22 protein-coding genes are annotated in these 20,958 nt (G+C 71.1%); 9 read left to right on the top strand and 13 right to left on the bottom strand.

Features of this window, described 5'->3' with window-relative positions; all coding sequences use genetic code 11:
* Positions 1–31 precede the first annotated feature (31 nt).
* Positions 32–793: an isoprenyl transferase gene (locus ACIQM3_RS03825; protein ID WP_401619978.1), complete on the bottom strand. Its 762-nt coding sequence runs from the start codon at positions 791–793 to the stop codon at positions 32–34.
* Positions 794–1,023: 230 nt separating this feature from the next.
* Between ACIQM3_RS03825 and mgrA the strand changes: the two genes are divergently transcribed.
* Together mgrA and ACIQM3_RS03815 are read left to right on the top strand one after the other, a co-directional pair.
* Positions 1,024–2,061, top strand: a complete 1,038-nt coding sequence (gene mgrA / locus ACIQM3_RS03820) for an L-glyceraldehyde 3-phosphate reductase (protein WP_401618310.1) — start codon at positions 1,024–1,026, stop codon at positions 2,059–2,061.
* A 323-nt stretch (positions 2,062–2,384) separates the two neighbouring features.
* Positions 2,385–3,560: a winged helix DNA-binding domain-containing protein gene (locus ACIQM3_RS03815; protein WP_401618307.1), complete on the top strand. Its 1,176-nt coding sequence runs from the start codon at positions 2,385–2,387 to the stop codon at positions 3,558–3,560.
* A 12-nt stretch (positions 3,561–3,572) separates the two neighbouring features.
* On the opposite strand, the gene ACIQM3_RS03810 is transcribed toward ACIQM3_RS03815, so the two are convergent.
* The 3 genes from ACIQM3_RS03810 to ACIQM3_RS03800 form a co-directional block, all read right to left on the bottom strand.
* Positions 3,573–4,031 carry a hypothetical protein gene (locus ACIQM3_RS03810; RefSeq protein WP_401618304.1) on the bottom strand — a complete coding sequence of 153 codons (459 nt, stop codon included), beginning with the start codon at positions 4,029–4,031 and terminating at the stop codon, positions 3,573–3,575.
* Between the two features lie 103 nt (positions 4,032–4,134).
* A complete protein-coding gene (locus ACIQM3_RS03805) occupies positions 4,135–4,953 on the bottom strand; it encodes a class I SAM-dependent methyltransferase (protein WP_401618301.1) in 819 nt (272 codons plus the stop codon).
* A gap of 86 nt (positions 4,954–5,039) precedes the next feature.
* On the bottom strand, positions 5,040–5,831 hold the full coding sequence (locus ACIQM3_RS03800; protein ID WP_401618298.1) for a prepilin peptidase: 792 nt from the start codon (positions 5,829–5,831) through the stop codon (positions 5,040–5,042).
* A 105-nt stretch (positions 5,832–5,936) separates the two neighbouring features.
* Here ACIQM3_RS03800 and ACIQM3_RS03795 point away from each other — a divergent pair, with 105 nt between their 5' ends.
* On the top strand, positions 5,937–6,326 hold the full coding sequence (locus tag ACIQM3_RS03795) for a DUF192 domain-containing protein (RefSeq protein ID WP_401618296.1): 390 nt from the start codon (positions 5,937–5,939) through the stop codon (positions 6,324–6,326).
* Here ACIQM3_RS03795 and ACIQM3_RS03790 read toward each other — a convergent pair.
* From ACIQM3_RS03790 to ACIQM3_RS03765, 6 genes are all read right to left on the bottom strand, one after another.
* Positions 6,298–7,059, bottom strand: a complete 762-nt coding sequence (locus tag ACIQM3_RS03790; RefSeq protein ID WP_401618294.1) for a hypothetical protein — start codon at positions 7,057–7,059, stop codon at positions 6,298–6,300. The two genes, ACIQM3_RS03795 and ACIQM3_RS03790, sit on opposite strands and share 29 nt — an antisense overlap.
* Before the next feature lie 83 nt (positions 7,060–7,142).
* Positions 7,143–8,330: a glycosyltransferase family 39 protein gene (locus tag ACIQM3_RS03785; RefSeq protein WP_401618291.1), complete on the bottom strand. Its 1,188-nt coding sequence runs from the start codon at positions 8,328–8,330 to the stop codon at positions 7,143–7,145.
* Between the two features lie 31 nt (positions 8,331–8,361).
* A complete protein-coding gene (locus ACIQM3_RS03780) occupies positions 8,362–8,805 on the bottom strand; it encodes a hypothetical protein (protein ID WP_401618289.1) in 444 nt (147 codons plus the stop codon).
* 540 nt (positions 8,806–9,345) lie between these two features.
* Positions 9,346–9,759, bottom strand: coding sequence for a hypothetical protein (locus ACIQM3_RS03775; RefSeq protein WP_401618286.1), 414 nt, complete (start codon positions 9,757–9,759; stop codon positions 9,346–9,348).
* Entirely contained in the window at positions 9,756–11,222 is a 1,467-nt protein-coding gene (locus tag ACIQM3_RS03770; RefSeq protein ID WP_401618283.1) for a polymorphic toxin-type HINT domain-containing protein, read from the bottom strand. Before ACIQM3_RS03770 ends, ACIQM3_RS03775 begins: the two co-directional genes overlap by 4 nt.
* 165 nt (positions 11,223–11,387) lie before the next feature.
* Positions 11,388–11,969: an RBBP9/YdeN family alpha/beta hydrolase gene (locus tag ACIQM3_RS03765; protein ID WP_401618281.1), complete on the bottom strand. Its 582-nt coding sequence runs from the start codon at positions 11,967–11,969 to the stop codon at positions 11,388–11,390.
* A 125-nt stretch (positions 11,970–12,094) separates the two neighbouring features.
* Between ACIQM3_RS03765 and ACIQM3_RS03760 the strand changes: the two genes are divergently transcribed.
* The 3 genes from ACIQM3_RS03760 to ACIQM3_RS03750 all read left to right on the top strand — a co-directional run bounded on the left by ACIQM3_RS03760 (position 12,095) and on the right by ACIQM3_RS03750 (position 15,456).
* Positions 12,095–12,562, top strand: a complete 468-nt coding sequence (locus ACIQM3_RS03760) for an Lrp/AsnC family transcriptional regulator (protein ID WP_401618278.1) — start codon at positions 12,095–12,097, stop codon at positions 12,560–12,562.
* Positions 12,563–12,961: 399 nt separating this feature from the next.
* Complete coding sequence (locus ACIQM3_RS03755) at positions 12,962–14,857, top strand: hypothetical protein (RefSeq protein ID WP_401618275.1); 1,896 nt, start codon at positions 12,962–12,964, stop codon at positions 14,855–14,857.
* 17 nt (positions 14,858–14,874) lie between these two features.
* The gene (locus tag ACIQM3_RS03750; RefSeq protein WP_401618272.1) at positions 14,875–15,456 is read left to right on the top strand and encodes a hypothetical protein; all 582 of its coding nucleotides are present in this window, start codon (positions 14,875–14,877) and stop codon (positions 15,454–15,456) included.
* Positions 15,457–15,563: 107 nt separating this feature from the next.
* Here ACIQM3_RS03750 and ACIQM3_RS03745 read toward each other — a convergent pair whose 3' ends face one another.
* Positions 15,564–15,998: a VOC family protein gene (locus ACIQM3_RS03745; RefSeq protein WP_401618269.1), complete on the bottom strand. Its 435-nt coding sequence runs from the start codon at positions 15,996–15,998 to the stop codon at positions 15,564–15,566.
* A gap of 84 nt (positions 15,999–16,082) precedes the next feature.
* Positions 16,083–16,760: a 2-phosphosulfolactate phosphatase gene (locus ACIQM3_RS03740; protein WP_401618266.1), complete on the bottom strand. Its 678-nt coding sequence runs from the start codon at positions 16,758–16,760 to the stop codon at positions 16,083–16,085.
* 95 nt (positions 16,761–16,855) lie between these two features.
* Here ACIQM3_RS03740 and ACIQM3_RS03735 point away from each other — a divergent pair, with 95 nt between their 5' ends.
* Together ACIQM3_RS03735 and ACIQM3_RS03730 are read left to right on the top strand one after the other, a co-directional pair.
* A complete protein-coding gene (locus ACIQM3_RS03735) occupies positions 16,856–17,863 on the top strand; it encodes an endonuclease domain-containing protein (protein ID WP_401618263.1) in 1,008 nt (335 codons plus the stop codon).
* A 93-nt stretch (positions 17,864–17,956) separates the two neighbouring features.
* Complete coding sequence (locus ACIQM3_RS03730; protein ID WP_401618260.1) at positions 17,957–19,198, top strand: S1 RNA-binding domain-containing protein; 1,242 nt, start codon at positions 17,957–17,959, stop codon at positions 19,196–19,198.
* Positions 19,199–19,355: 157 nt separating this feature from the next.
* On the opposite strand, the gene ACIQM3_RS03725 is transcribed toward ACIQM3_RS03730, so the two are convergent.
* Positions 19,356–19,820, bottom strand: coding sequence for an ATP-binding protein (locus ACIQM3_RS03725; RefSeq protein WP_401618257.1), 465 nt, complete (start codon positions 19,818–19,820; stop codon positions 19,356–19,358).
* A gap of 278 nt (positions 19,821–20,098) precedes the next feature.
* On the opposite strand from ACIQM3_RS03725, the gene ACIQM3_RS03720 reads away from it, so the two are divergent.
* Positions 20,099–20,950 (top strand): DUF5753 domain-containing protein, encoded by an 852-nt coding sequence (locus ACIQM3_RS03720; RefSeq protein ID WP_401618253.1) that lies wholly within the window; start codon positions 20,099–20,101, stop codon positions 20,948–20,950.
* The last annotated feature ends 8 nt before the right edge of the window (positions 20,951–20,958 follow it).

Below are 20,958 nucleotides of genomic sequence, written 5' to 3'. Positions count from 1 at the left end.
CCCTCGGCCTTCCGGCGGGGCGCGCCGCCCCTCAGGCCCCGTAGCGCCGGTGCCGCGCCGCGTAGTCACGCAGGGCGCGCAGGAAGTCGACCTTGCGGAAGGCCGGCCAGAAGACCTCGCAGAAGTAGTACTCCGAATGGGCGCTCTGCCAGAGCATGAAGCCCGACAGCCGCTGCTCCCCGCTCGTACGGATCACGAGGTCCGGGTCGGGCTGTCCGCGGGTGTAGAGGTGCTCGGAGATCAGGTCCGTGGAGACGACCTCGGCGAGCTCCTCGAAGGTCGTGCCCCGGGAGGAGTGCTCCAGGAGCAGGGAGCGGACCGCGTCAGCGATCTCCTGGCGCCCGCCGTAGCCGACGGCGACGTTCACGATTATCCCGTCGATGCCCCCCGTGGCCTCCTCCGCCTCCTTGAGGACGGTCTGGGTCCTCGCGGGCAGCAGGTCGAGCGTGCCGACGTGGTGGACGCGCCACCGTCCGTCGGAGGCCAGCTGGCGCACGGTGTTCTCGATGATGCCGAGCAGCGGGATGAGCTCCGCCTCCGGCCGGTCGAAATTGTCCGTGGACAGCAGCCAGAGGGTGACGACCTCGACGTCCGTCTCGCTGCACCATCCGAGCAGCTCCGAGATCTTGTCCGCCCCGGCCTGGTGTCCCTGCACGGCCGAGCCGCCGGACGCCTTCGCCCACCGCCGGTTGCCGTCGAGGATGACTCCGATGTGCTTGGGCACCTGGTCGTGATCCAGGCGGCCTCCCACCCGGCGTGCGTAGAGCCCGTACACCAGGTCGCGCAAGTTCACTGAGTTCACCCTCTCGGTTCCGTACGGGCTCCAGGCCCGTCCTCCCCCTCGCGGGGGGTCCGGGGCCGCCCCCCGGGGGATCGCCGTGCGGTCCGCGCACCGCGCTTTCGCGCCGCGGATCGGCATGTCCCGAAGCCGCCACATTACTGCGGCGGGGGCACAGGGGCCCAACCCGGCCTGTCACAACTCCGTGATAAGCCCGGCCACGCCGGTCGGCCTTAGAGTGAAACGTGACTGATTCCCTTACCTACCTCGCCGACGCGTCGCGCTACGACTCCATGGAGTACCGCCGCACCGGCCGAAGCGGGCTCAAGCTGCCGGCCGTCTCGCTCGGCCTCTGGCACAACTTCGGCGACGACCGGGGCCTCGGATCCCAGCGGGCGATCCTGCGCCGCGCCTTCGACCTCGGTGTGACCCACTTCGACCTGGCCAACAACTACGGCCCGCCGCCCGGCTCCGCCGAGCTGAACTTCGGGAAGCTCTTCCGCCAGGACTTCGCCCCGTACAGGGACGAGCTCGTCATCTCCACCAAGGCCGGCTACCTGATGCACCCCGGCCCCTACGGGGAGTGGGGGTCCCGTAAGTACCTGCTGTCCTCGCTCGACGCCTCGCTGAAGCGGATGGGCCTGGAGTACGTCGACATCTTCTACTCCCACCGCTTCGACCCGCACACGCCGCTGGAGGAGACGATGGGGGCGCTCGCCTCCGCCGTGGCCCAGGGCAAGGCCCTGTACGTGGGTGTGTCCTCCTACAACGCGGAACAGACCGCCGAGGCGGCGCGGATCCTCAAGGAGATGGGCGTGCCCGCCCTGATCCACCAGCCCTCGTACTCCATGGTCAACCGCTGGATCGAGTCGGACGGGCTGCTCGACACGCTGGAGACGGCCGGTATGGGCTGCATCTCCTTCGCGCCGCTCGCGCAGGGGCTTCTCACCGGGAAGTACCTGACCGGCATCCCCGAGGGTTCGCGCGCGAGCCAGGGCAAGTCCCTGGACCCGGGGCTGCTCGACGAGGAGATGGTGCGGCGGCTGAACGGGCTGAACGACCTCGCCCGCGGCCGCGGGCAGTCCCTCGCCCAGCTGGCGCTGAACTGGGTCCTGCGCGACAGCCGTATGACGTCGGCCCTGATCGGCGCGTCGAGCGTGAAGCAGCTGGAGGAGAACGTGGCCGCGCTCGCCGCCCCGGCGCTGACCGCCGCCGAGCTGAAGGAGATCGACACCTTCGCCGTGGACACCGCCAGCACCAACATCTGGGCCAACCGGGGCTGAGCCGCGGCTCCCCGCCGCCGGAATTCCCGTAGGCGACCGGGGTCCGGCCGGAAGCCGCCGCCGGTCCCGCACACGGGCCGCACATCCGGCACACAGTCGGGGCACAAAAAAACGGGCCGGTCCGTGGGGGGGGGGTTACGGACCGGCCCGAGGGGGGGTTTCCACCATAACCCTTCGTAAGTGCTGCTGCGTGCCACGCCACGAAATAATCACTCTCCGAATTCGCCGGACTGCGCTGCGGGCATGCCCCCGGAGGGCTTCTCGGGGCGCGGATCACGCCCTACAGGACAGTTTCTGTCCTGTAGCGGTCCTACATTCGGCCCATGACGACACGAGCCCGCACGACGACCGTGAGCTGGTCCCAGGCGAACGCCCGGCGCCTGGACCGGCAGTTCCTCTCCGGGAGCCCGTCGCCGGCCGGTCGTCCCGCCCGGGAGGTCACCGGCGCCGTCGCCGCGATGCTCGGGGCGCACGCGCAGGTGCTGTCGGCCGCCGAACACTCGGTCGGCCTCCGCGCACCGGGGACGACGCGCACAGATGTGCGTACGGCTCTGTGGGCCGACCGCAGCCTGGTCAAGACGTTCGGCCCGCGCGGCACCGTGCATCTCCTGCCTGCCGAGGAGCTGCCGATGTGGACGGGGGCCCTGTCAGCCGTGCCGACGGGCACCAATCCGTTCTCGAAGGACGCCCGGATGACTCCCGATCAGGTCGAGGCGGTCGTCGCCGCGGTGGCCGCCGCCCTGACGGGTGCCGAGCTCACGATCGACGAGCTCTCCGACGAGGTCGTCGCACGCACCGGCCCCTGGGCGGGCGACCTGGTGATGCCCGCGTTCCAGGGCATGTGGCCGCGCTGGCGCCAGGTCCTGCATCTGGCGGGCCACCGGGGAGCCCTGTGCTACGCGCCGAACCGGGGCCGGAAAGCGACGTACACCAACCCCGCGGCCGTCCCGATGCCCGCCCAGGAGGCGACGGCCGCCCTCGTGCGGCGCTATCTGCGGGCCTACGGTCCCGCCAAGCCGGTCCACTTCGCCCAGTGGCTCGCGGCGCCGCGCGGCTGGGCCGGGCGGCTCTTCGAGGACCTGGCCGGGGCCGGTGCGATCGAGGAGGTGGCGTTCGAGAGCTGCGGGGCGGCCTGGGTGGCGGCGGGCGACACCCGGTTCCCGTCGACGGCGCCGCGTGGTGTGCGGCTGCTGCCCTACTTCGACGCGTTCACCATCGCCTCCCGGCCCCGTGAGCGGCTCTTCCCCGGCGCGGCGTACGAACGCGCGCTGGCCGGCGGCCAGGCGGGCAACTTCCCGGTGCTGCTGGTGGACGGCACGGTCGCCGGGGTGTGGCACCAGCGCCGCTCGGGGAAGCGGATCGCGGTCACCGTGGAGCCCTTGAGCCCGCTGGCCGGGCGGACGCGGGAGCTGGCGGAGCAGGTGGAACGGCTGGGCGAGGTCCTGGAAGGGACCCCGGAGCTGACAGTGGGAAAGGTGACCGTGGGCGGCCACGCGTAGTGCCTGCCGGGCTCAGCCGGCTACGAAGCGGATCGCCACCGTGTCACCGCCGACGATCACGAAGTCGCCGTTCTCGCACCGGAGTACGGCCTCGCGCACCTCGCCGTACTCGTCGCGCCGCTCCTGCGTGCCGACGACCGTCCAGGCCCCGCCGTACGGAGGGGGAGGCAGTCTGCTCAGCTGTTCGAACTGCCACTGGCCCGCGGGCACACACCAGTCGGGGAGCCCGGGCCAGGCCCCCGACGTGATGCTCAGCGTGTGGTCGGAGGCGCAGGTCAGCAGCACCGACTGCCCGCCCTCCAAAACGAATTCGACGGCTTCGGGCTCCCCCGCGCGGCCCTCGGGCCGGTAGAACAGGCCGTGGACGGCGATGATCCGCGCGCCCGTGAGCCAGTCGGCCTTTCCGTGGCGCGGCCGGCCGGCCGCCGGCGGGCTGATCTCTCCGCCCGGCATTTCCCTTCCCACCGACATGACCTGCTCCTTCGTTGTGCGCTCAACCACCAGGGTCGCACTACTCATGGGTAGGACGGAGGGGCAGGTGATGCCGTTGCATCCGTGGCCTGTGAAGCCGCCCTCAGCGTAGGGCCGTCGGGGTGTGCTCCGGTTTCCGGGCCTCGATCAGGAAGCGGGCACTGTGCGCCACGAACGGCCCTTCCTCCTCGATCCGCCGGTGGAGGGAGCGCAGTTGCGGCAGGTAGGCGTCCACGGTGAACCCGGGAACCATCCAGATGACCTTGCGCAGGAAGTAGACGACGGCGCCGATGTCGAGGAATTCGACGCGCAGCCGCTCGGAGCGCAGATCCGTCACCTCCAGCCCGGCGGCCTCCGCGTCCTCCCGCGCGCGCAGCGGGTCCCGGGCGCCGCGCTGCTCGGGCGAGAGCGGGCCGAGGAAGTACTCGACGAGCTCGAACACGCTCTCCTGGCCGACCTGCTGGGAGAAGTACGTGCCTCCGGGTGCCAGGACCCGGGCGATCTCGTCCCACCAGGTCTTCACCGGGTGCCGGCTGACGACCAGGTCGAAGGCCCGGTCGGCGAAGGGCAGCGGCGGCTCGTCGGGGTCCGCGACGACCGCGGCGCCGCGCGGATGGAGCAGGGCCGTGGCGCGGGCGACGTTCGGCGGCCAGGACTCGGTGGCCACGGTGAGCGGTGCCAGCACGGGCGCGGAGGCGAGGACCTCCCCTCCCCCGGTCTGGATGTCGAGCGCGGCCCCGGCCCGTGCCAGCCGGTCCGCCATGGCGCGCGCGTACCCCCAGGAGGGCCGCTGCTCCGTGGCCCGCCCGTCGAGCCAGGAGAAGTCCCAGCCGTCGACGGAGACGGCCTCGGCCTCCGCGACGAGGGTGTCGAAGCGCTCGTCGGAGGCGGAGGGGACGGAGGGTGCGGATGATCCGGTCATAAGGGAAGGGTGTCAGCCCGTCCCGGCCCGGCGCGACCGGATATCCCGTGCATCCGTGCAGCGGGTGAAGCTCGTACGGCCCGGTGCTAGGCAGCGAGTCCCCCGAACAGCAGGCCGGTCAGCGCGCCGGCGATCATGAACGGGCCGAACGGGATGCCTGTCCTGCGCCCGGCGCGCCGCACCAGCATCAGCCCCGCCCCGTACAGCGCGCCGAACAGGAACCCGGCGAAGCCGCCCAAGCAGAGGACCGCCCAGCCGTACCAGCCGAGTGCCACGCCCAGCGCGAGGGCGAGCTTCACGTCACCGAAGCCCATGCCGGCCGGGTTGATCAGGAAGAGCAGGAAGTAGAAGCCGCCGAGCACCGCTCCGCCGAGCAGCGCCGAGGTCCAGGACCCGCCGTGCTCGGGCAGCAGGGCCACACCGCCCAGGAGCACGGCGGCGGTACCGGCCAGCGGCAGCGTCAGCGTGTCGGGGAGCCGGTGGACGCGGCGGTCGATGACGGCGAGGAGCACGGCGACGGGCGCCAGCAGCAGCCAGACGGCGGCCTCGGGGCGGGTCCCGGTGGCCGCGGCGAGGGCCGCGCAGGCGAGCACGGTGACCACGGGCGCCAGCACGCCGGGAGCGTAGCGGCCCCGCACGGCCGGTGCCGGGGTTCGCGGGGCCCCGCCTCCCGGGAGCGAGGGGACGGCCACGGCGCACGCCGCGCATCTCGTCGAGCCGAGCCACCCCCGGGCGGGCCCCGTGAGCGCGTGCCCGGCGGGGCAGGCGTCCCTCCAGGGCTCCTCGGGCTCGACGGAGAAGCGGTACGCGGCGCGCGGGAGCAGCAGCCCGGCGGCGGCTCCCCAGAGCGCGGCGACCGCAATCAGAGTGGCTTCCACGGATCCGACCCTAATCCGGCCCGCGCGGCGGGGTCTTGGGCCCGGGGGCCCACTGCGGGCCGTTCCGGACCCACGCGCCGGACGCGGCGGCTACGGTCGGTTCCCATGGGGAAATGGCGTGACGGCAGCGGGACACTGACGGTCGGGGCGGACCCGGGGGCGCGGGAGGTGCCGCTGCGCGTCGCCGCCTCGTACCGGGCGCGGTCGCGTGGGCTGCTCGGCGTCGACGGGGTCGACGGCGCGCTGCTGATCACCCCGTGCGGGGGCGTGCACACCTTCCGGATGCGGTTCACCATCGATGTGGCGTACCTGGACCGGAAGTTCGGTGTGCTGGCGGTCCGCACGATGAAGCCCGGCCGGCTCGGTCTGCCCAGGCTCCGCGCCCGCCATGTGGTGGAGGCGGAGGCCGGGGCGATGGAGCGGTGGGGCGTGCGGCCCGGGACGCGGGTGCGGGTCTCCGTACCCGCTACGGAAGCTTCGCCGCCTGCGCGGTGACGAGTGCGGCCGGGACCTCCGGTGCGGTCTCGCCGAGGAAGTTCGCCGCGTAGAAGGTGACGACCGTCGACCCGGTGCGTACGAGGTGGAAGACGAGCGGGACCCTGACCCCCTCCAGGCTGCCCGTCACCTGGTAGGCGAACGACTCCTGGCCGGCCTCGGTCGCGGGCAGCGTCCTGACCTCGGTGTAGGTGGACGGCCCGTCCTCGCTCGTCGTGCGGAACCCCCCGGCGCACGCCCCGACGGCCTCGCGGACCGAGCGCAGCAGCTCCTCCGCACCGCCCTTCGGGTGCGAGGTGAGGATCTCGGTGACGACGGTCTGGTCGTCCTTCCCCTCCTCGGCGGTGTCCATCGCCGTACGGAAGACGGTGGCGGCCGGGGCCGGTTCGGGCGAGCCGTTGATGATCGCGGCGATCGGCCGGCAGGCCTCGGTCCCGGCCTTCTCCGTGCCACGCTCGTCGGTGCCCTCCAGGGGCGCGACCTCGTAGCCCTTCACCTCGCCCGTGGTGAGAGCCACCTTCGCGAGCTCGGCCTCGGTGAGGGTCCTGCCGTCACTGGCGGGCGTGGCGGATGAACCGGCTTCGGGCGTGTCGGTGGAGGCGGAGGCCGCCGGTGTCTGCGAGGCGGTGGGCTTCTTCCCGGCGTCCCTGTCCTCGCCGTCCTCCGGCCCGCAGCCGGCGGCCGCCAGGCAGAGGACCAGCGTGCTCGCCACCGCAGTGGTACGTACCCTCATCGCTCACCGCTCCTGGCCGCCGGACACCGGATCAGCACGCTAACAACCGGGGTGCCCCCGGCGCGTGGGCCCGTGGGCCCAACTCACGGCGGTCCCGGCCCCAGGAGCGTCCACGCCCCGTACGCGGCGGAGCCGACGGCGAGCACCGCGACGACCGTGCCCGTGCGCGCCGTCGTACGCAGTCCGGCCAGCGCGACGGCCGGCGGCAGGAGCAGGGGGAACGCGGGCATCATCAGGCGCGGCCGGGAGCCGAAGTAGCCGGAGCCGATGAGCGAGACGACGACGGTCGCGATGCCGTACACCAGCACGGGCAGCGGCTGCCGCTGCCGTACGCACAGGAACACCAGCCACCCGAGCAGTCCCAGGGCGGCGCAGAGCCCGAGCGCGGCGGGCAGGGGCAGTCCGGCGATGAACACGGCCAGCGCCCGGCCGCCGTCGATGCTGTTGCCCCACTGCGCCTGGACGTCGAAGTAGGCGAACGGGCTGCCCTCACGCACGGCGACGAACACCACATAGGCCAGCCACCCCAGCGGCGCCAGGCAGACCCCCAGCAGCATGCGCGCGTTCCGGCGCGCCAGGCCCCGCCGCTCCCCGGCCCGCCACTCCCGTACGAGGACGACGGCGGCGCTGATCGCGAGCGCCGCGATGAGCGCGGCGGCCGAGGGCCTGGTCAGCCCGGCGAGCACGCACAGCGCGCCGGCGACGATCCAGCGGCTTCTGAGCGCGGCGTACAGGGACCAGGCGGCGAGCGCGGTGAACAGGGTCTCGGTGTACGCCATGGACTGGACGAACGCCGTCGGGTACGCGCCCCAGAGCGCGGCCAGCACCACGCCGGCCCGGCGCCCGTACAGCCGTGCTCCGACGGCGTAGATCCCCCAGGCGGCGAGGAGCCCCGCCAGCCAGGCGACGGCGATCCCGGCACCCTGCACGGTGAACGGGGTGATCGCGGCGAGGCCTCGTTCCAGGGCCGGCAGGAGCGGGAAGAAGGCCAGGTCGGGGTGGACGCCGCCGTCGGGGAGGGTGACGGTGTAGCCGTATCCGTCCTCGGCGATCCGCTGGTACCAGACGGAGTCCCAACGCCCGCCCAGCAGGTGCAGGGCGTCCTTCCCGGCGGCCGAAGCCGACACCCAGAAGACGAGGAGCCCGACGGCCCTGACCGCCGCGTAGGCGCCCAGAGCGGGTGCGGCGGCGGTGAGCAGGGCCAGGGCGCGGTGCCGGGTGCTGCGGGGTCCGGGCGCGCCCGGGCGGGCGCGCGTCTGCTGATCGGGCATGCGGCCGATTATGAGCCCGCCGCCTCGGAGGTCACCAAGCCGGGCCCGGCGGCGGCCCTCCTCCGGCCCGCAGGACCTCCGCGTGCGGGGCCTGCCGGGTGCCGAGCCCCCGGCCGACCAGCGGGGCGACCGTGCGGATCAGCTTCAGCTGCGCCGAGCGCAGGACGCGCAACGTGTTGTCGTCGGGCCAGCCCGTCGTGGTGGACCACTCGTACCCCGAGCCGACCACGTCGCTGACGAACGCCAGCTCGGTCGCCAGCAGGGCACGCGCCCAGTCCATCGGGTCCAGCGCCTCCTTCGCCGCGAGGGCGCCGCGGATCGACATGCCGCGGCGGCTCAGGTCCTGGGTGCTGTCGAAGCCCATGGCCACGGCGAACTCCTCCGTGCAGCGGGCAGGGCCGCACCATTCCATCAGCCCCTGCTGGAGGAGGCGTGACTCCTCGTCGGTCAGGGTCAGCTGCTCAGCCGTGGGCACGTGCCGTCACCTTCCGGTTGCGGCCCGGCCCGGCGCCGTGGGGGTGCGCCGGGACGGGCGTCGATCACCTGCAGCGCAGACGCTATTGGTAGGACGGGCCGCCGTCTTGGGCCCAGGGGCCCAACTCGGTCTTTCGTTCGGATCGGGCAAGGGCATCCGGACGTGAGGCCCTCGGATCCTCAGCCGTCCTGGCCGGCTTCGAGGAAGCGCTCCACGCGGGCACGGGGCAGCCGGCCGACCGGCTCCTCGACGGCGTCCACGGTGAGGGACGGCGGGCCAGGTCACCGTTCAGGGCCGTGCAGTCGCAGAGGACCGGCGCCGTCCAGTCGCGGTGCGACACCCGGAGCCGCAACCAGTCCGACCAGGCCCTGACGGCGTCGGCGTCGTGGTCTACCAGGACCACGACGGCCGAGGCGAGCGGCCCATGGGTCTCCGCCCTCAGCGCGTCGAGCGGAAACGTGAGTGACGCGGGGTGTTCCGCGTCCAGAGAAGGATCTCCCCGAACAGCGGACTCCGCTTCGGGCGCGTGCGGTCGTGGGCCTACCTGACTTCCGTCACCTCGACGCCGTATTCCCGCCGCAGGTCCTCCACCAGACGCTTCCTCCCCGCTTTGACCACACCGCGGGCCCACCAGGTCTCCGCCGGAATCCTGGGGAACGCATCCGGGGTGAGAAGCGCACGGAACCTCTCGTCGACCGCTTCCACCTCCACGCGGAGATCGGCGAGTTCGGGAAACTTCTGCAGCTCCCCGGCGACCAGGGCCCGCTCCAGCGAATTCCTTGACGTCAGGTCGTTGAAGTAATCCTCGGCGTCACCTCGGTAACCCTGCTCGCACTGGTCGACGAACGTCGACCAGCGGGCCAGAAGTGCCTCGGGCTCGGTGTCACGCCACCGTCCCGACGCGGCGACGAAGCGCGAGAACTCGTCGCGAAAACCACTGTCACCTTGTGTCATCGAGCTGCCTCGTTCGCGAAGTATGCGGCCGGATCGTCCGGTCGGAAGTAGGTCGTGATGGTGTTCCCGTTTCTCATGCCTATCCTCCCCTGGGCGTCCAGTCGAATGACGACGCCGTCACTTCGGACGGCTTCGCGTGCACCGGCCGGCAGGCTCGCCGGGTCCATCAGCCTTTCGGCATCGGCCACGTACCTGTCGAACCCGTCAGGCGTGTCGTATTCCGGCATGTCGGGGGTGCGCGTGGGATTGCCCGCGTCGTCGAGCCCCATCACATGCTTGTCGTACTTCTCGTCAGCGACGCCGGGCCTGAAGCCGCAGTTGTTGTTGTGCACCAGCACGGGCGTGTCGCCCGCCAGCACGTAGTAGGTGTGGATGCTGGAGACGGTGAGGTCGTGTGTGGTCCGCCGCTGGGTGTAGCGGGAGACGGAGGCCACCGTCAGCGTGGTGCCGTTCGGGGTGCGGAGATCGTTGCCGGGGCGGATGTCTCCGGCGTCGAGCCAGCGCCGCCGGTCCACGGACCAGAACGGGTGCGTGTCGGTGGCGGTGACGACCGCTGGGCCCGTGGGCGTCCGGAACACGAGTCGCGTGAAGTGCTTGTCCTCATGCGTCGTGATCAGCCGCTCGACCTCACGCGATCCGTGGTGCCCCGTCGCCGGATCGGTCGCGGAGACCATGGACCCGGCTGTGACCTTCTCGATCCCGACGCGGCGGCCGTCCGCGAGCAGTACCGGAGTGCCCGGAAGGAAGCTGTGCTTCACCGGGCAGGTGACCGGCTTGTCGTCCTTCTTGGGCGGGTCCTTCTTCTCGGTGTCGAGCTTCTTCTTGGCGTCCGCGAGCTTCTTCTCCGCGTCCGTGACCTTCTTACGGTTCTTGACCAGGCCCTTCAGCCCGTCATACAGGTCCCCGCCATGCTTCTTGAGCTTCTTGATCAGCTCTGCGGCCTTCTTCCACTTCCACGGCGCCCCGTACTTCGCCGCGAGCTTCCCTACCGCGCCCCCGATCAGGCTCAGCAGGACATTGATCAACGTCTCCGTGCAGGCGCCCATGTCGCCCTTGGTGATGCAGTCCAAGGCATCGGTGATCCCCAGCTCCTCCGCCAGGATCTTCGCCAGCTCCTTCGCCGCCTCCAACGCCTTGTCCGAGCTGGTCTTCTCCGCCGCCTGCGCGTCCTGGAGCTCCTTCAGCGCAGCGTCGTAGTCAATCTGCGCCTGCGACTTCGGCGAACCGTCGTCGGAGACCGGCTGACCCTCACCCGGTGGATCCTGCGCCTCGGGATCACCGCCACCGCCGCAGTCACCGCCCCCGGTGACCCGGCACACCTGCGCACCGATCTTCTCCGACAGTTCGGCGCCGATCCCCGTCGCCACGAGGGCGCCGACGATCGCCGCCACCACCATGACCAGACCGAGGTACTCGATCGTTCCCTGGCCACGCTGTCCCCGGCGCAGCCCGAGCAGACGCACCCCGGTCCGCGGCACCTTCCCCCGCGACCAACGGCGTAACCGACGACGCACAACCCCCGGACGAGACATACAAGTGACGCTAGCCACCGCACAGGCCCCCGTCTTGGGCCCACGGACCCAACTACCCAGCCCCGGCGGCCACACAGGGGCACCTTCGGCGCGGTGTCAGGCGACGGCCACTCCGTCGACGAGCTGCCGGAGGAGTTCCCGGCCGTCCTGCCAGTCGCCGAGACCACTGCCGGAGTTGATGTGCCCCTGGTTCCCGACGGAGTGCCGTGGCGCGTGCCATCCCGATGCGAGCGCTGCCGACGCCGCCGCGTCGCAGTAGGGGTCGTCGTCACTGGCCACCACCAGGCTCCGGGCCGGCAACGGGCCGGCGGACAGGCCCAGGAACGTCGATGCCGCCTCCCGAGGAAACTCCGGCCCCCGGGGATCCGGCGGCGCGACCAGGAACGCCACGACTCCCTCCGGCCGTGCCCGGCCCAGCCACTGCGCGGCTGCCCAGCAGCCGAGGCTGTGCGCCACCAGCGCCACTCGCCCGACGCCCTGCTCCTCGCGCTGCCCGTGGCGCCGGGAAGCCAGCTCGTAGGCAGCTTGGACCGAGGTGACCCAGTCCCCCAGGTCCGGGGCGGCCCAGGAGGCAGGCGCGACGCGGACGGCCGAAGCCCCCCAGCGGCGCTCCCACAGGCTCTGCCAGTGGTGCTCGTCCGAGCCGCCGATCCCGGGGATGATGATGTACGCAACCATTGCTCGTCGCCGACCTCTCCGTCGTGTCCGCCTGTTCCGCCAGGAGGCGCCGAGGCCAGTCTCGACGGGCCGGTGGCAACCACCGGGCTCGACAAGTGATTTCGAAGAAGGCGGGGGCGACAACGATGGAATCACTCGACGAGATCGACCGCGCAATCCTGGATCTGCTCCAGACCGACGGCCGGCTCACCGGAGCCGAGGTCGGACGCCGGGTCGGGCTGTCCCAGCCGGCAGCGAGCGCACGGATCCAGCGCCTGGAGAGGAGGGGGGTCATCACCGGCTACCGGGCCGTGGTCGAGCCGGCTGCGGTGGGGCTGAACATCCATGCGGTCGTCCGGCTGCGCACCTCGCACGCCCGGTTGTCCCAGGCCCTCGACCTTGCCGCCCGGACCCCCGAGGTCGTCTCGACCCTCCGCGTGACCGGGGAGGACTGCCTCGTCCTCGACGTGCACTGCCCCCACGCCCGGCGCCTCGAACAGGTCGTGGACTCCCTCGCCTGCTACGGGCCGGTCACCACATCCCTCGTCCTGCGCAGCTACCCCTCCAAATCGCTGCCCGACGGCAGTTCACGGGCTCATGACCTCGTGGAGTAGTGCCCGGAAACGCACGGGGGGATTCCGCCGCCGGGAGTCATGGCGTCGTCCTCCGCGGTCCTGGCATGCCGGATCCAGGTCGCATGCGAGCTCGGCCCCGCCTGCGGGTGTCTGCGCCATCCGATGACCGTCAACTCGTCGGGCTCCGCGTCCAGCCTCGTGGAGATGTCCTCCGGCTGCAGGGACCGGCTGACCCCTCTGAGGTACATGCGGACGAAGTTGGGCCCGTCTTTGGGGCCTGGGGCCCAGGTCAGGCACGGCTCCCCGCCGTACATTCGGCCCTCAGGGACAACAGGGCAGGTGCCGGCGAGAGGGTGGAACGTGAGCGGCTGGGGAGACAGGAGTGCGGGCCACATACCGCCGGGCGTCACCGGACGAAGGGCCGGCAGGCTCCTCTCCTTGAGCCGTAGCTGGGCGGCAGGCGCCCTCGTCTACGTATTCACCGGGTTCCTGATGACGCGGGCGCTCGTCGAGACCCTCGCCACCGACGAACGGCTCGAACTGTTCGGCTGGCGCCTTGCGTTGCTGCACCTGCCCGGCGTCCTCGTGACCGTTCTGACGGTCCTGGCAGCCGCCCGCACCCTTCCCTCGCCCCACCGGGACTCGCGCCCGCTCCGCCTCCTCGGCGCGCTCGCCGTTCCCGTCGCCGGGCTCGCGTACGGCTACGCGGTGGCGTGGGACGTCGTGGGGGCCGAGGGCCTCCTGATGCCGGCCGTGGCCATGGTCACCGGGGCCGCCGTCGGGCTGGCCCTGGACCGGCTTCTCGACGACCGGGCCGCGCCCCCGTCGACGTACGGGCGCTCGTACGACTGGCGTGACAGCGGCGCCACGGCCACCGAGTACCTCGGCGTCATCGTCCTCGTCGTCGCACTGGTCGCCGCGCTCGCCCTGGCCGGGCTCGGAGGCCGGATCGGGGCGGGCATCCGCTGCGCCATCAGCACGCTCACCGGGGACGGCCAGGGCTGCACGCCGGGCGGGGACGGCACGGCGAAGCCGAAGACCGACGCCGACTACGAGCCCAAGCTCTGCCAGATCTCCAACATCTCCGACACCGCCGGTGGCAAGGTCAAGGTCGGCTGGTTCGAGTGGGGCGAGGAGTACGGCTTCCAGCAGAAGGTCTCCCAGGCCAACACCGACGTGAACGAGGACGGGAAGGTCGACGAGAACGACAAGCTCGTCTACATGACGTTCACCGACGCCGCGTCGGCGGGCCTCAACGCCTCCACACCCGGCGTCAAGCTCGGCAGCCTGGGCAAGGCGGACATCGACATCGGCGGCGGCATCAAGATCACCAACGGTGACACCTGGGTGTTCAAGAGCGAGGCGGACGCCCAGAAGATGAGGGACGACATCGAGGAGATGAAGATGTGGGAGACCTCGATGAAGCACAGCGGCGGCTACGGCGGCGGTTGGTACTCCGGCATGAAGTGGGCCGACAAGAAGGAGGACATCGAGAAGAAGATCGGCGACAAGAAGATCTCCTACTCGACCCTCGGCATCAACCTGTACGCGGACGGCGGCCTCGCCATCAAGGCCGGCGACGACACGAAGCTCGGGGCCAAGCTGGGCGGCAAGGCCAAGTTCTCGCCGGACGTGACGATCACCAAGGACGACGTCAACGGAAACGAGTCGTACACCTACACCGCCAAGCTCGAGATCGAGGGCAAGGTGGGCGGCACCGCCGGCCCGCTGGGCACCACCTCCGGCGCCAAGGACACCCGGACCGGGGCTCTCACCGTCACCCGCGACCAGGAGTCCGGGAAGATCGTACGGATCGACATGACGCAGACCGTGGAGAAGACCTCGACGTCCGACAAGGGCGAGGTGGGCGGCGACAACGGCCAGAAGGGCAAGGACAAGCGCGGCGGCAAGGGCAGCATCACCGACTCCTCCGGGGAGACGGGCGTCGAGGTGCAGACGAACTCGATCGTCTTCGGCAAGGAGACCGACAAGATCACCGAGGCCAAGCGCTCCATCGCCGAGGAATGGCTCGACGGATCCGGCAACAACACCGCCCCGTTCGAGTACATGTTCGGCGACCATTCCCTGCAGGAGAAGCCCGCCGGGACCGACGCCTTCGAGCAGCTGATGTACCAGGACGGCCTGTCCAGCACGATGCGGTACCACGGCGAGTCGGACGCCCAGGAGTTCGGCTTCGAGGTGTCGCTGGGCATGAGCCTCGGCTTCTCGATCTCCGACGAGCACAAGAAGGAGACGCTGACGGACGCGCGGTTCCTCGGGGCTCCTCAGGGCGACAAGCGGACGTATCTCCCGTACAGCTACTGCGCGCAGTGAACACACACGAAGAGGCGATGACGTTGACGAAGTCCAGGACGCTCGGTACGGCCGTCACCGCCGTTCTCGCGCTGACGCTGCTCGGCGGCTGCGGCGGCACGGACACCGCCGCGGTCCCGGACGGCTGGGCCACGCTGGACACGAAGAGCGTGTCCGTCGGCTACCCGGAGGACGAGGGGTACGCCCCCCAGCCGGCGGCCGAGCGCAGCAGGGCCAACGCCGCGGTCGCGCTCAAGAAGGAGAAGGGGCTGCGCACCGGTATGGTCTCGGTCCAGCTGGACTTCGCCACCGGTGTCAGCGACGCCGGCGAGGCCGCCGCCGCGGCGGGCGCCGGCATCGGGCTCGGGGCGACGCGCAAGGACACCCAGGACGTACGGCTCGCGGGCGAGGAGAGCGCCCGGGACGCGCGCAGGATCGACTACGAGTTCACGTCGACGGGCGAGGAGTCGACCCCGGCGAAGGGGACGCGGATGACGGGGGTCGTGGTGGCGGGCGTCGACTCGAAGGACGTGCCGTTCGCCATCCGGCTCAACGCGGTGAAGGGCGAACTGACCCCGAAGGACCTGAACGCATTCGTGAAGTCGATCACGGTGAAGTAACCCGCGACGGGCCCTGCCCCGGTCGATGGGAAGTTACGGATACCCATACCGGACATGCAGGGCACCCATCCGTCCTCAACCTCCCACCGACGCCCACTTTCACGCACTCAGTCGAGGCAGAACTCGTTGCCCTCGATGTCCTCCATCCAGAGGCACGACTCGTCGTACTCATCGGCGACCAGCAGGCGCACGCGCGTGGCGCCGAGCGGGATCAGGCGCGCGCACTCGGTCTCGAGTGCGGCCACGCGCTCTTCGCCCACGAGCCCGGTGCCCACCCGGACGTCGAGGTGCACCCGGTTCTTGACGACCTTGCCTTCGGGAACGCGCTGGAAGTACATGCGCGGGCCCACACCCGTGGGATCCATGCAGACGAACCCTGCCCCCTGACGCTCGGGCGGCAGCGTGCGGTCGTATGCGTCCCATGTCGCGAACCCCTCCGGGGGCGGCGGTACGACGTACCCCAACACCTCGCACCAGAAACGGGCGACGCGCTCGGGTTCCGCGCAGTCGAAGGTGATCTGGACCTGCTTGATCGACGGCATCGGACCACCATAGGGGCGAGGCCTTGCACAGTCACGGCCTTTTCCTGGCCACGGCCCGCCCCTGTCCGGGTTGCAGCGCGGCGGTCAGGCGGCCGCGTGTGGGCGCAGGACCATGAGGGGGCCTTCCGAGGTCGCCACCATGGCGAACGGGAACCGGTCGACCTCCAGGCAGAGCGCGACGTCGTCGGGGTGGACTCCTTGACGCACCCCGTTGGCCAGTTCGGCGGCGGCGCGCGACCCGGCGGCGCGGCGGACGTACTCGGCGGCATCCGCCCCGGCTTCGGTGGCTCTCCGGGCGATGTACTGGGCACATGCCAGATCTTCATCGGCCTGCCCGTCCTCGCCGGTGACCACGAACGTGACGCTGTCGCTCTTCCGCATCCGCAGGAGCTGAGCCGTCGCCTCCGCCACGACGAAGCCGGCGCACAGCACCAGCGGCGCCTCCTTCACCGCGAGGGCGCCGACCGTCCCTGCCGTGGTCTTCTGCACGACGGTCCGTCCGCCGAGGTCGATGGACCGCAGCAGGCCGGGCGAGTTGACGGCGTCGAAACCGGGCGCGGGCGGACCGTCCTTGATCGCCACCCAGTCCGGGTGGCGCGCCTTGAGCGCCAGGGCCTCGTCGAGCGACCCGGCGAGAACGATCTTCTCCGCTCCCTGGGCAAAGGCCCAGGCGGCCACGGTGTAGGCGCGCATGACGTCCACCACGACTGCGACGGCGGGGACTTCGGTCAGATCAGCGATGCCAAGGAATCGAGCGTCCATGCCGGTCATGATCGCGCATGCCCCGCCCCGGCCGCATGCTGCCCTGTTATCCACAGGCCCGCGCGGCATCCCGGTGTGCAAGGCATCCTCTCTCCTTGACGGTCCTCCCCTCCGGCGAGGGGGAGGACCGTGAACTGGACGGCGGAGTATCACGGAGCGGCCGGATGACGGGGAACCTGCAGTGCTTCACCCAGCGAGGCATCCTGCTCACCCGCGAGGTGATCGCGGCCGGCGTGGCCTCGCGGCAGTTGAGCCGGTCACTCGACGCGGAGGGCTGGCAGCGCGTCGTACGCGGGGCCTGGGCTGCGCCGGGTATCGTGCTGACGCCGTGGCGCAAGGCCCGCGCCGTGCAGATACTCCACCCCGAGCTCGTCCTCAGCCACCGCGCCGCCGCCTCGCTCCACCGGATCGAACTGCTGCGGGAGGCGATCGAGTTCACCGCCTCCGACAGTCCTGCCGGCCGGCGCCACGGGTTCATGGTGCACCGCATGCCCCTCGCCCCGGCCGAGATCTGCGTACGCCATGGGCTGCGGGCCACCACCCCGCTGCGTACGGTGCACGACCTGCTCCTGTGCGGCCCCAGGGATGAGGCACTGGTCGCCGTGGACTCCGCGCTGGGCCCTCGTGTGGTGAGCGGTGGGCGCAGGAGCGGCTTGGTCGGCACCGCCCAACTGACCGCCGCCTGCTCGACGCATCCCACGCGTCGCCACCGCACCCCACGGGCGGCAGGATGGCTCGCCCTGGCCGATCCGCGGAGCGGCTCACCCGCCGAGACGGTGGCGCGCTTACGGATGCACGACGCCGGTCTGCACCCGCTCAGCCAAGCGGAACTGCGGGCCTACACCGGCCGCCGGATCGTGGCCGACTTCCTCTTCGTCCGGGAGGGCGTGGTGGTGGAGATCGAGGGCTACGCGTACCACGGCAGCCGTGAGGCACACCGCCGCGACCTGGACCGCTTCAACGCGCTGAGCGCCTGTCCCGGAGTGCGGCTGATCCTCCGCTTCCCCGCCGCGACGGTGTTCCGGACACCCGACCGCATGCTCAGCGAAATCCGCGCGGCACTGGCGAATTCGGCGCCCCATCGTCCGGTCGGTGGGAAGTAGTGGACACCCGATCCGGACATTCAGGGCACCTATTCGTCCTCAACCTCCCATCGACAGCCCACGCCGGAAGCTGCGTGCCGGACAATGAGAGCCGTGCTGTCCTACGTCTATCGCGTCACGAAATACGACCCTGCCGACCGTGACGAGCACGGCCACTACATCGGGGCCGAGGACACCGTCAGCGACCACGGTCCGGTGGAGGATGCCTACCTTCGTGCAGTCGAGGCGTTCGCCGCAGTCGCCGGTGTCGAGTACCTGGCCGTGCGGGAGCCGCAGGTGCCGTGCCTCGCACGCTTCGGCGCCGAGCCGCCGAGGGACGGCTTCGGGCTGGACGATGTCCTCCCGGGCGGCCTGGCCGGCTTCCGCGACGACACGGAGGTGCCGCTCGGCGTCGCGCTGAAGCTGGTGCGGGTCATGCTGCGCGACGGTGGAGCCTGGTGCCGGCTCGAGGTGGATGGTGCGTTCACCGTGCACGTGGGGTGGGACCAGTACGTCTACATCAGCAGCGACCGGCCCTGCGAGCAGGCACTGGCCCGGACCCGGGTCCTCGGGCTGTTCGCGGAGCGCCTGGACGCCTCGCCGTACGACGTGGACGCCGGCGGGCATGACGTCCAGCGGCCGGGCGACGACGGCTTCTGGGACGGCGTGCACCGGGCGGTCGGCGCGGGTGGTGCCGGCCTCCTGGAGGAGACGTACGTCGAAGGCGCTTGCCGATGGCACCGCCTCAGCCTCGACACCGTCGAAACGGTGCGTGCGGGGCTCGCTCCCCGCGCGCGGCTCGCCGTATGGCCCGGCCTGTCCTCCGACGTCGGCGCGGTCCTCGACGCCCTGCCCTCCGAGGGCCTCGTCGAGTGCGTCTGGCAGGACAAGGACGGCCGGATCCACAGCGCGGTCGCCGACGAGGAGGGCTTCCCGGCGCTGGTCCACCGGGTCTCCGGGGCCGACGCGGCAGCGCTCCTGTCCGTGGATGCCGATGACCGGGTGCCGCTGTTCACGGCCGTCATGCCCGACGGCGACGGAGTGGTACGTGCCCGATGGCGGACCGAGCCGACTCCGAGTGACCGCCGGTGGGCCTTCCTCACGTCGCTCCACCGAGGTGACATCGCGACCGGCCGGGTGATCACCATCGCCAACTTCGGTATCTACGTGGACATCGGCGGCTTCGCGGCGCTGATCAACATCCCCGAGCTCTCCTGGCACCCCATCGGCCACCCCTCCGAGGTGGTTTCCCTCGGCCAGGAGATCAGCGCCCGGATTCTCGGCATCGACCTGACCCGCGACCGAGTGACGATGTCCCTCAGAGCCCTGCACGGCGACGTCGGAACCGCCCCCTGACGTGTGATGGACTCCATCACCCCATCCGGTACAACGTCGCCATGGGCTGGGTAGCGAACGTGAGCGGCCACGGATTTTGGTCGCTGGGAAGTTGCGGACAGCCAGAGCGGACATACAGGGCAGCCATCCGTCCGTAACCCCCCAACGACCGCACCCCTCATCGTGGGAGGAGAGCCCACGACTTGGTGCCCTGGTGCGGTGGTTGCCCCTCGGCGACGCCCCACTCACCGCCCCAGTCGTCGACGACCGCCGCCAGCAGCCAGAGGGCGCTGCGGCGTCGGGCCTCGCAGAGGGCGAGGGTGTCCGGGTCGGCGTGACCGGGGTGCTGGTCCCACAGGACGAGGCGGAGGGCGTCGTCGCGGTGGCGGAGGGAGAGGTAGAGGTCGCGGGCGGGGGTCAGCGCCGCGTTCACGGCGATGAGTTCGGCGACGGCAAGCGTGACCGGCCAGACGTACGAGTGGAGCTTGTACGTCGACAGCGAGGCGGCGACCGCGTGCCGCCCGACCGCCGCACTGCGCGGGTCACCGGGCAGGGTGAGGCTGAGGAGGAGCCCGGGGGCGGGGAGGGGTGCCCTGGCGGGACACGGGGCGGCGGGTTGGGGCGGTGGGGCGTACGGGTGCATGGCTGACTTCCTGGTCGAGATGCCGAGTTGACGGTCACCGCCGCTGCGGGTGAGCTGTGGCCTGTCTCCCTGGCGCGGACCTGCCCCTCCCAGGGCAGGAGGTGCGGGCAGGGCCGCGCGATGCACTTCGGCTCTACGCAGCGTGTGCGGTGCGTCACCTAAAGTAGACCCTACGTGGCACCTGTGTCTCTACTCCAGAGGCAATTGCCTCCTCGCGGGTGGACTCGGTCTCTACGTCAGCGGCAGACTGTGCCTACCGTTGGCGGAAGAAGAGGCCCATGCCGAGCAGTTCCACACCTACCGAACGGCAACGGCGTCTCGGCGCCGAGCTCCGAAAGATGCGCACAGCCGCCGAAGCGACGACTGCGTACGCAGCAGGTCTGCTGGGCGTCGACAGGACGAAGATCTCCAACATGGAGGTTGGCGTCCGGCCCGTAGCACCGGAGCGCGTTCGTACACTCGCCTGCAACTTCGCGTGCTCCGACGCCCGTTACGTTGACGCACTGGTCGATATGGCCGAGCAGCGCGAGCGGGGCTGGTGGGAGCAGTACCGGGGCACTCTGCCCTCGGGGCTGCTGGACATCGCCGAGCTGGAATGGAACGCCGTGCGAATCCGGACCGCGCAGACAGTCCATCTGCCAGGTCTTCTCCACACCGATGGATACGCGCGCGCGGTGTTCGGAGCCGTACTGCCCGCACTTTCACGGCTGGAGGTCGAGCTGCGCGTGACCCACCGCATGGACAGACAGCAGGTGCTGGACCGCGAAGCCCCGGTCGACTACATCGGCTTCGTGCACGAGGCCGCGCTCCGCATGCAGTTCGGCGGCCGTGCGGTCATGCGGGAACAGCTCGTACATCTCTGCGAGGCATCAGAGCGCAGGAACATCGAGCTCCGAGTCATCCCCGTGGACCGGGGAGCGTTTCCTGGCGCGGGACACGCGCTTCTCTACGCGCACGGCGTCGTGCCGCAACTGGACACGGTGCAGCTGGATTCCGCGCATGGTCCGGAGTTCATGCACGCCGAGGCGCAGCTCACCAAGTACCGGGCCCACCTGGACTGGATGGAGGAAGCGGCCCTGGGCGCAGCCGAGACACGCGACTTCATCCATGCCGTCGCACGTCAACTCTGAGGAGCCTC

This window comes from Streptomyces sp. NPDC091271 (assembly GCF_044757505.1).
GTDB lineage: Bacteria > Actinomycetota > Actinomycetes > Streptomycetales > Streptomycetaceae > Streptomyces.
The sequence above is the reverse complement of the archived record's forward strand: the minus strand, read 5'-3'. Positions and strand labels throughout refer to the sequence as shown.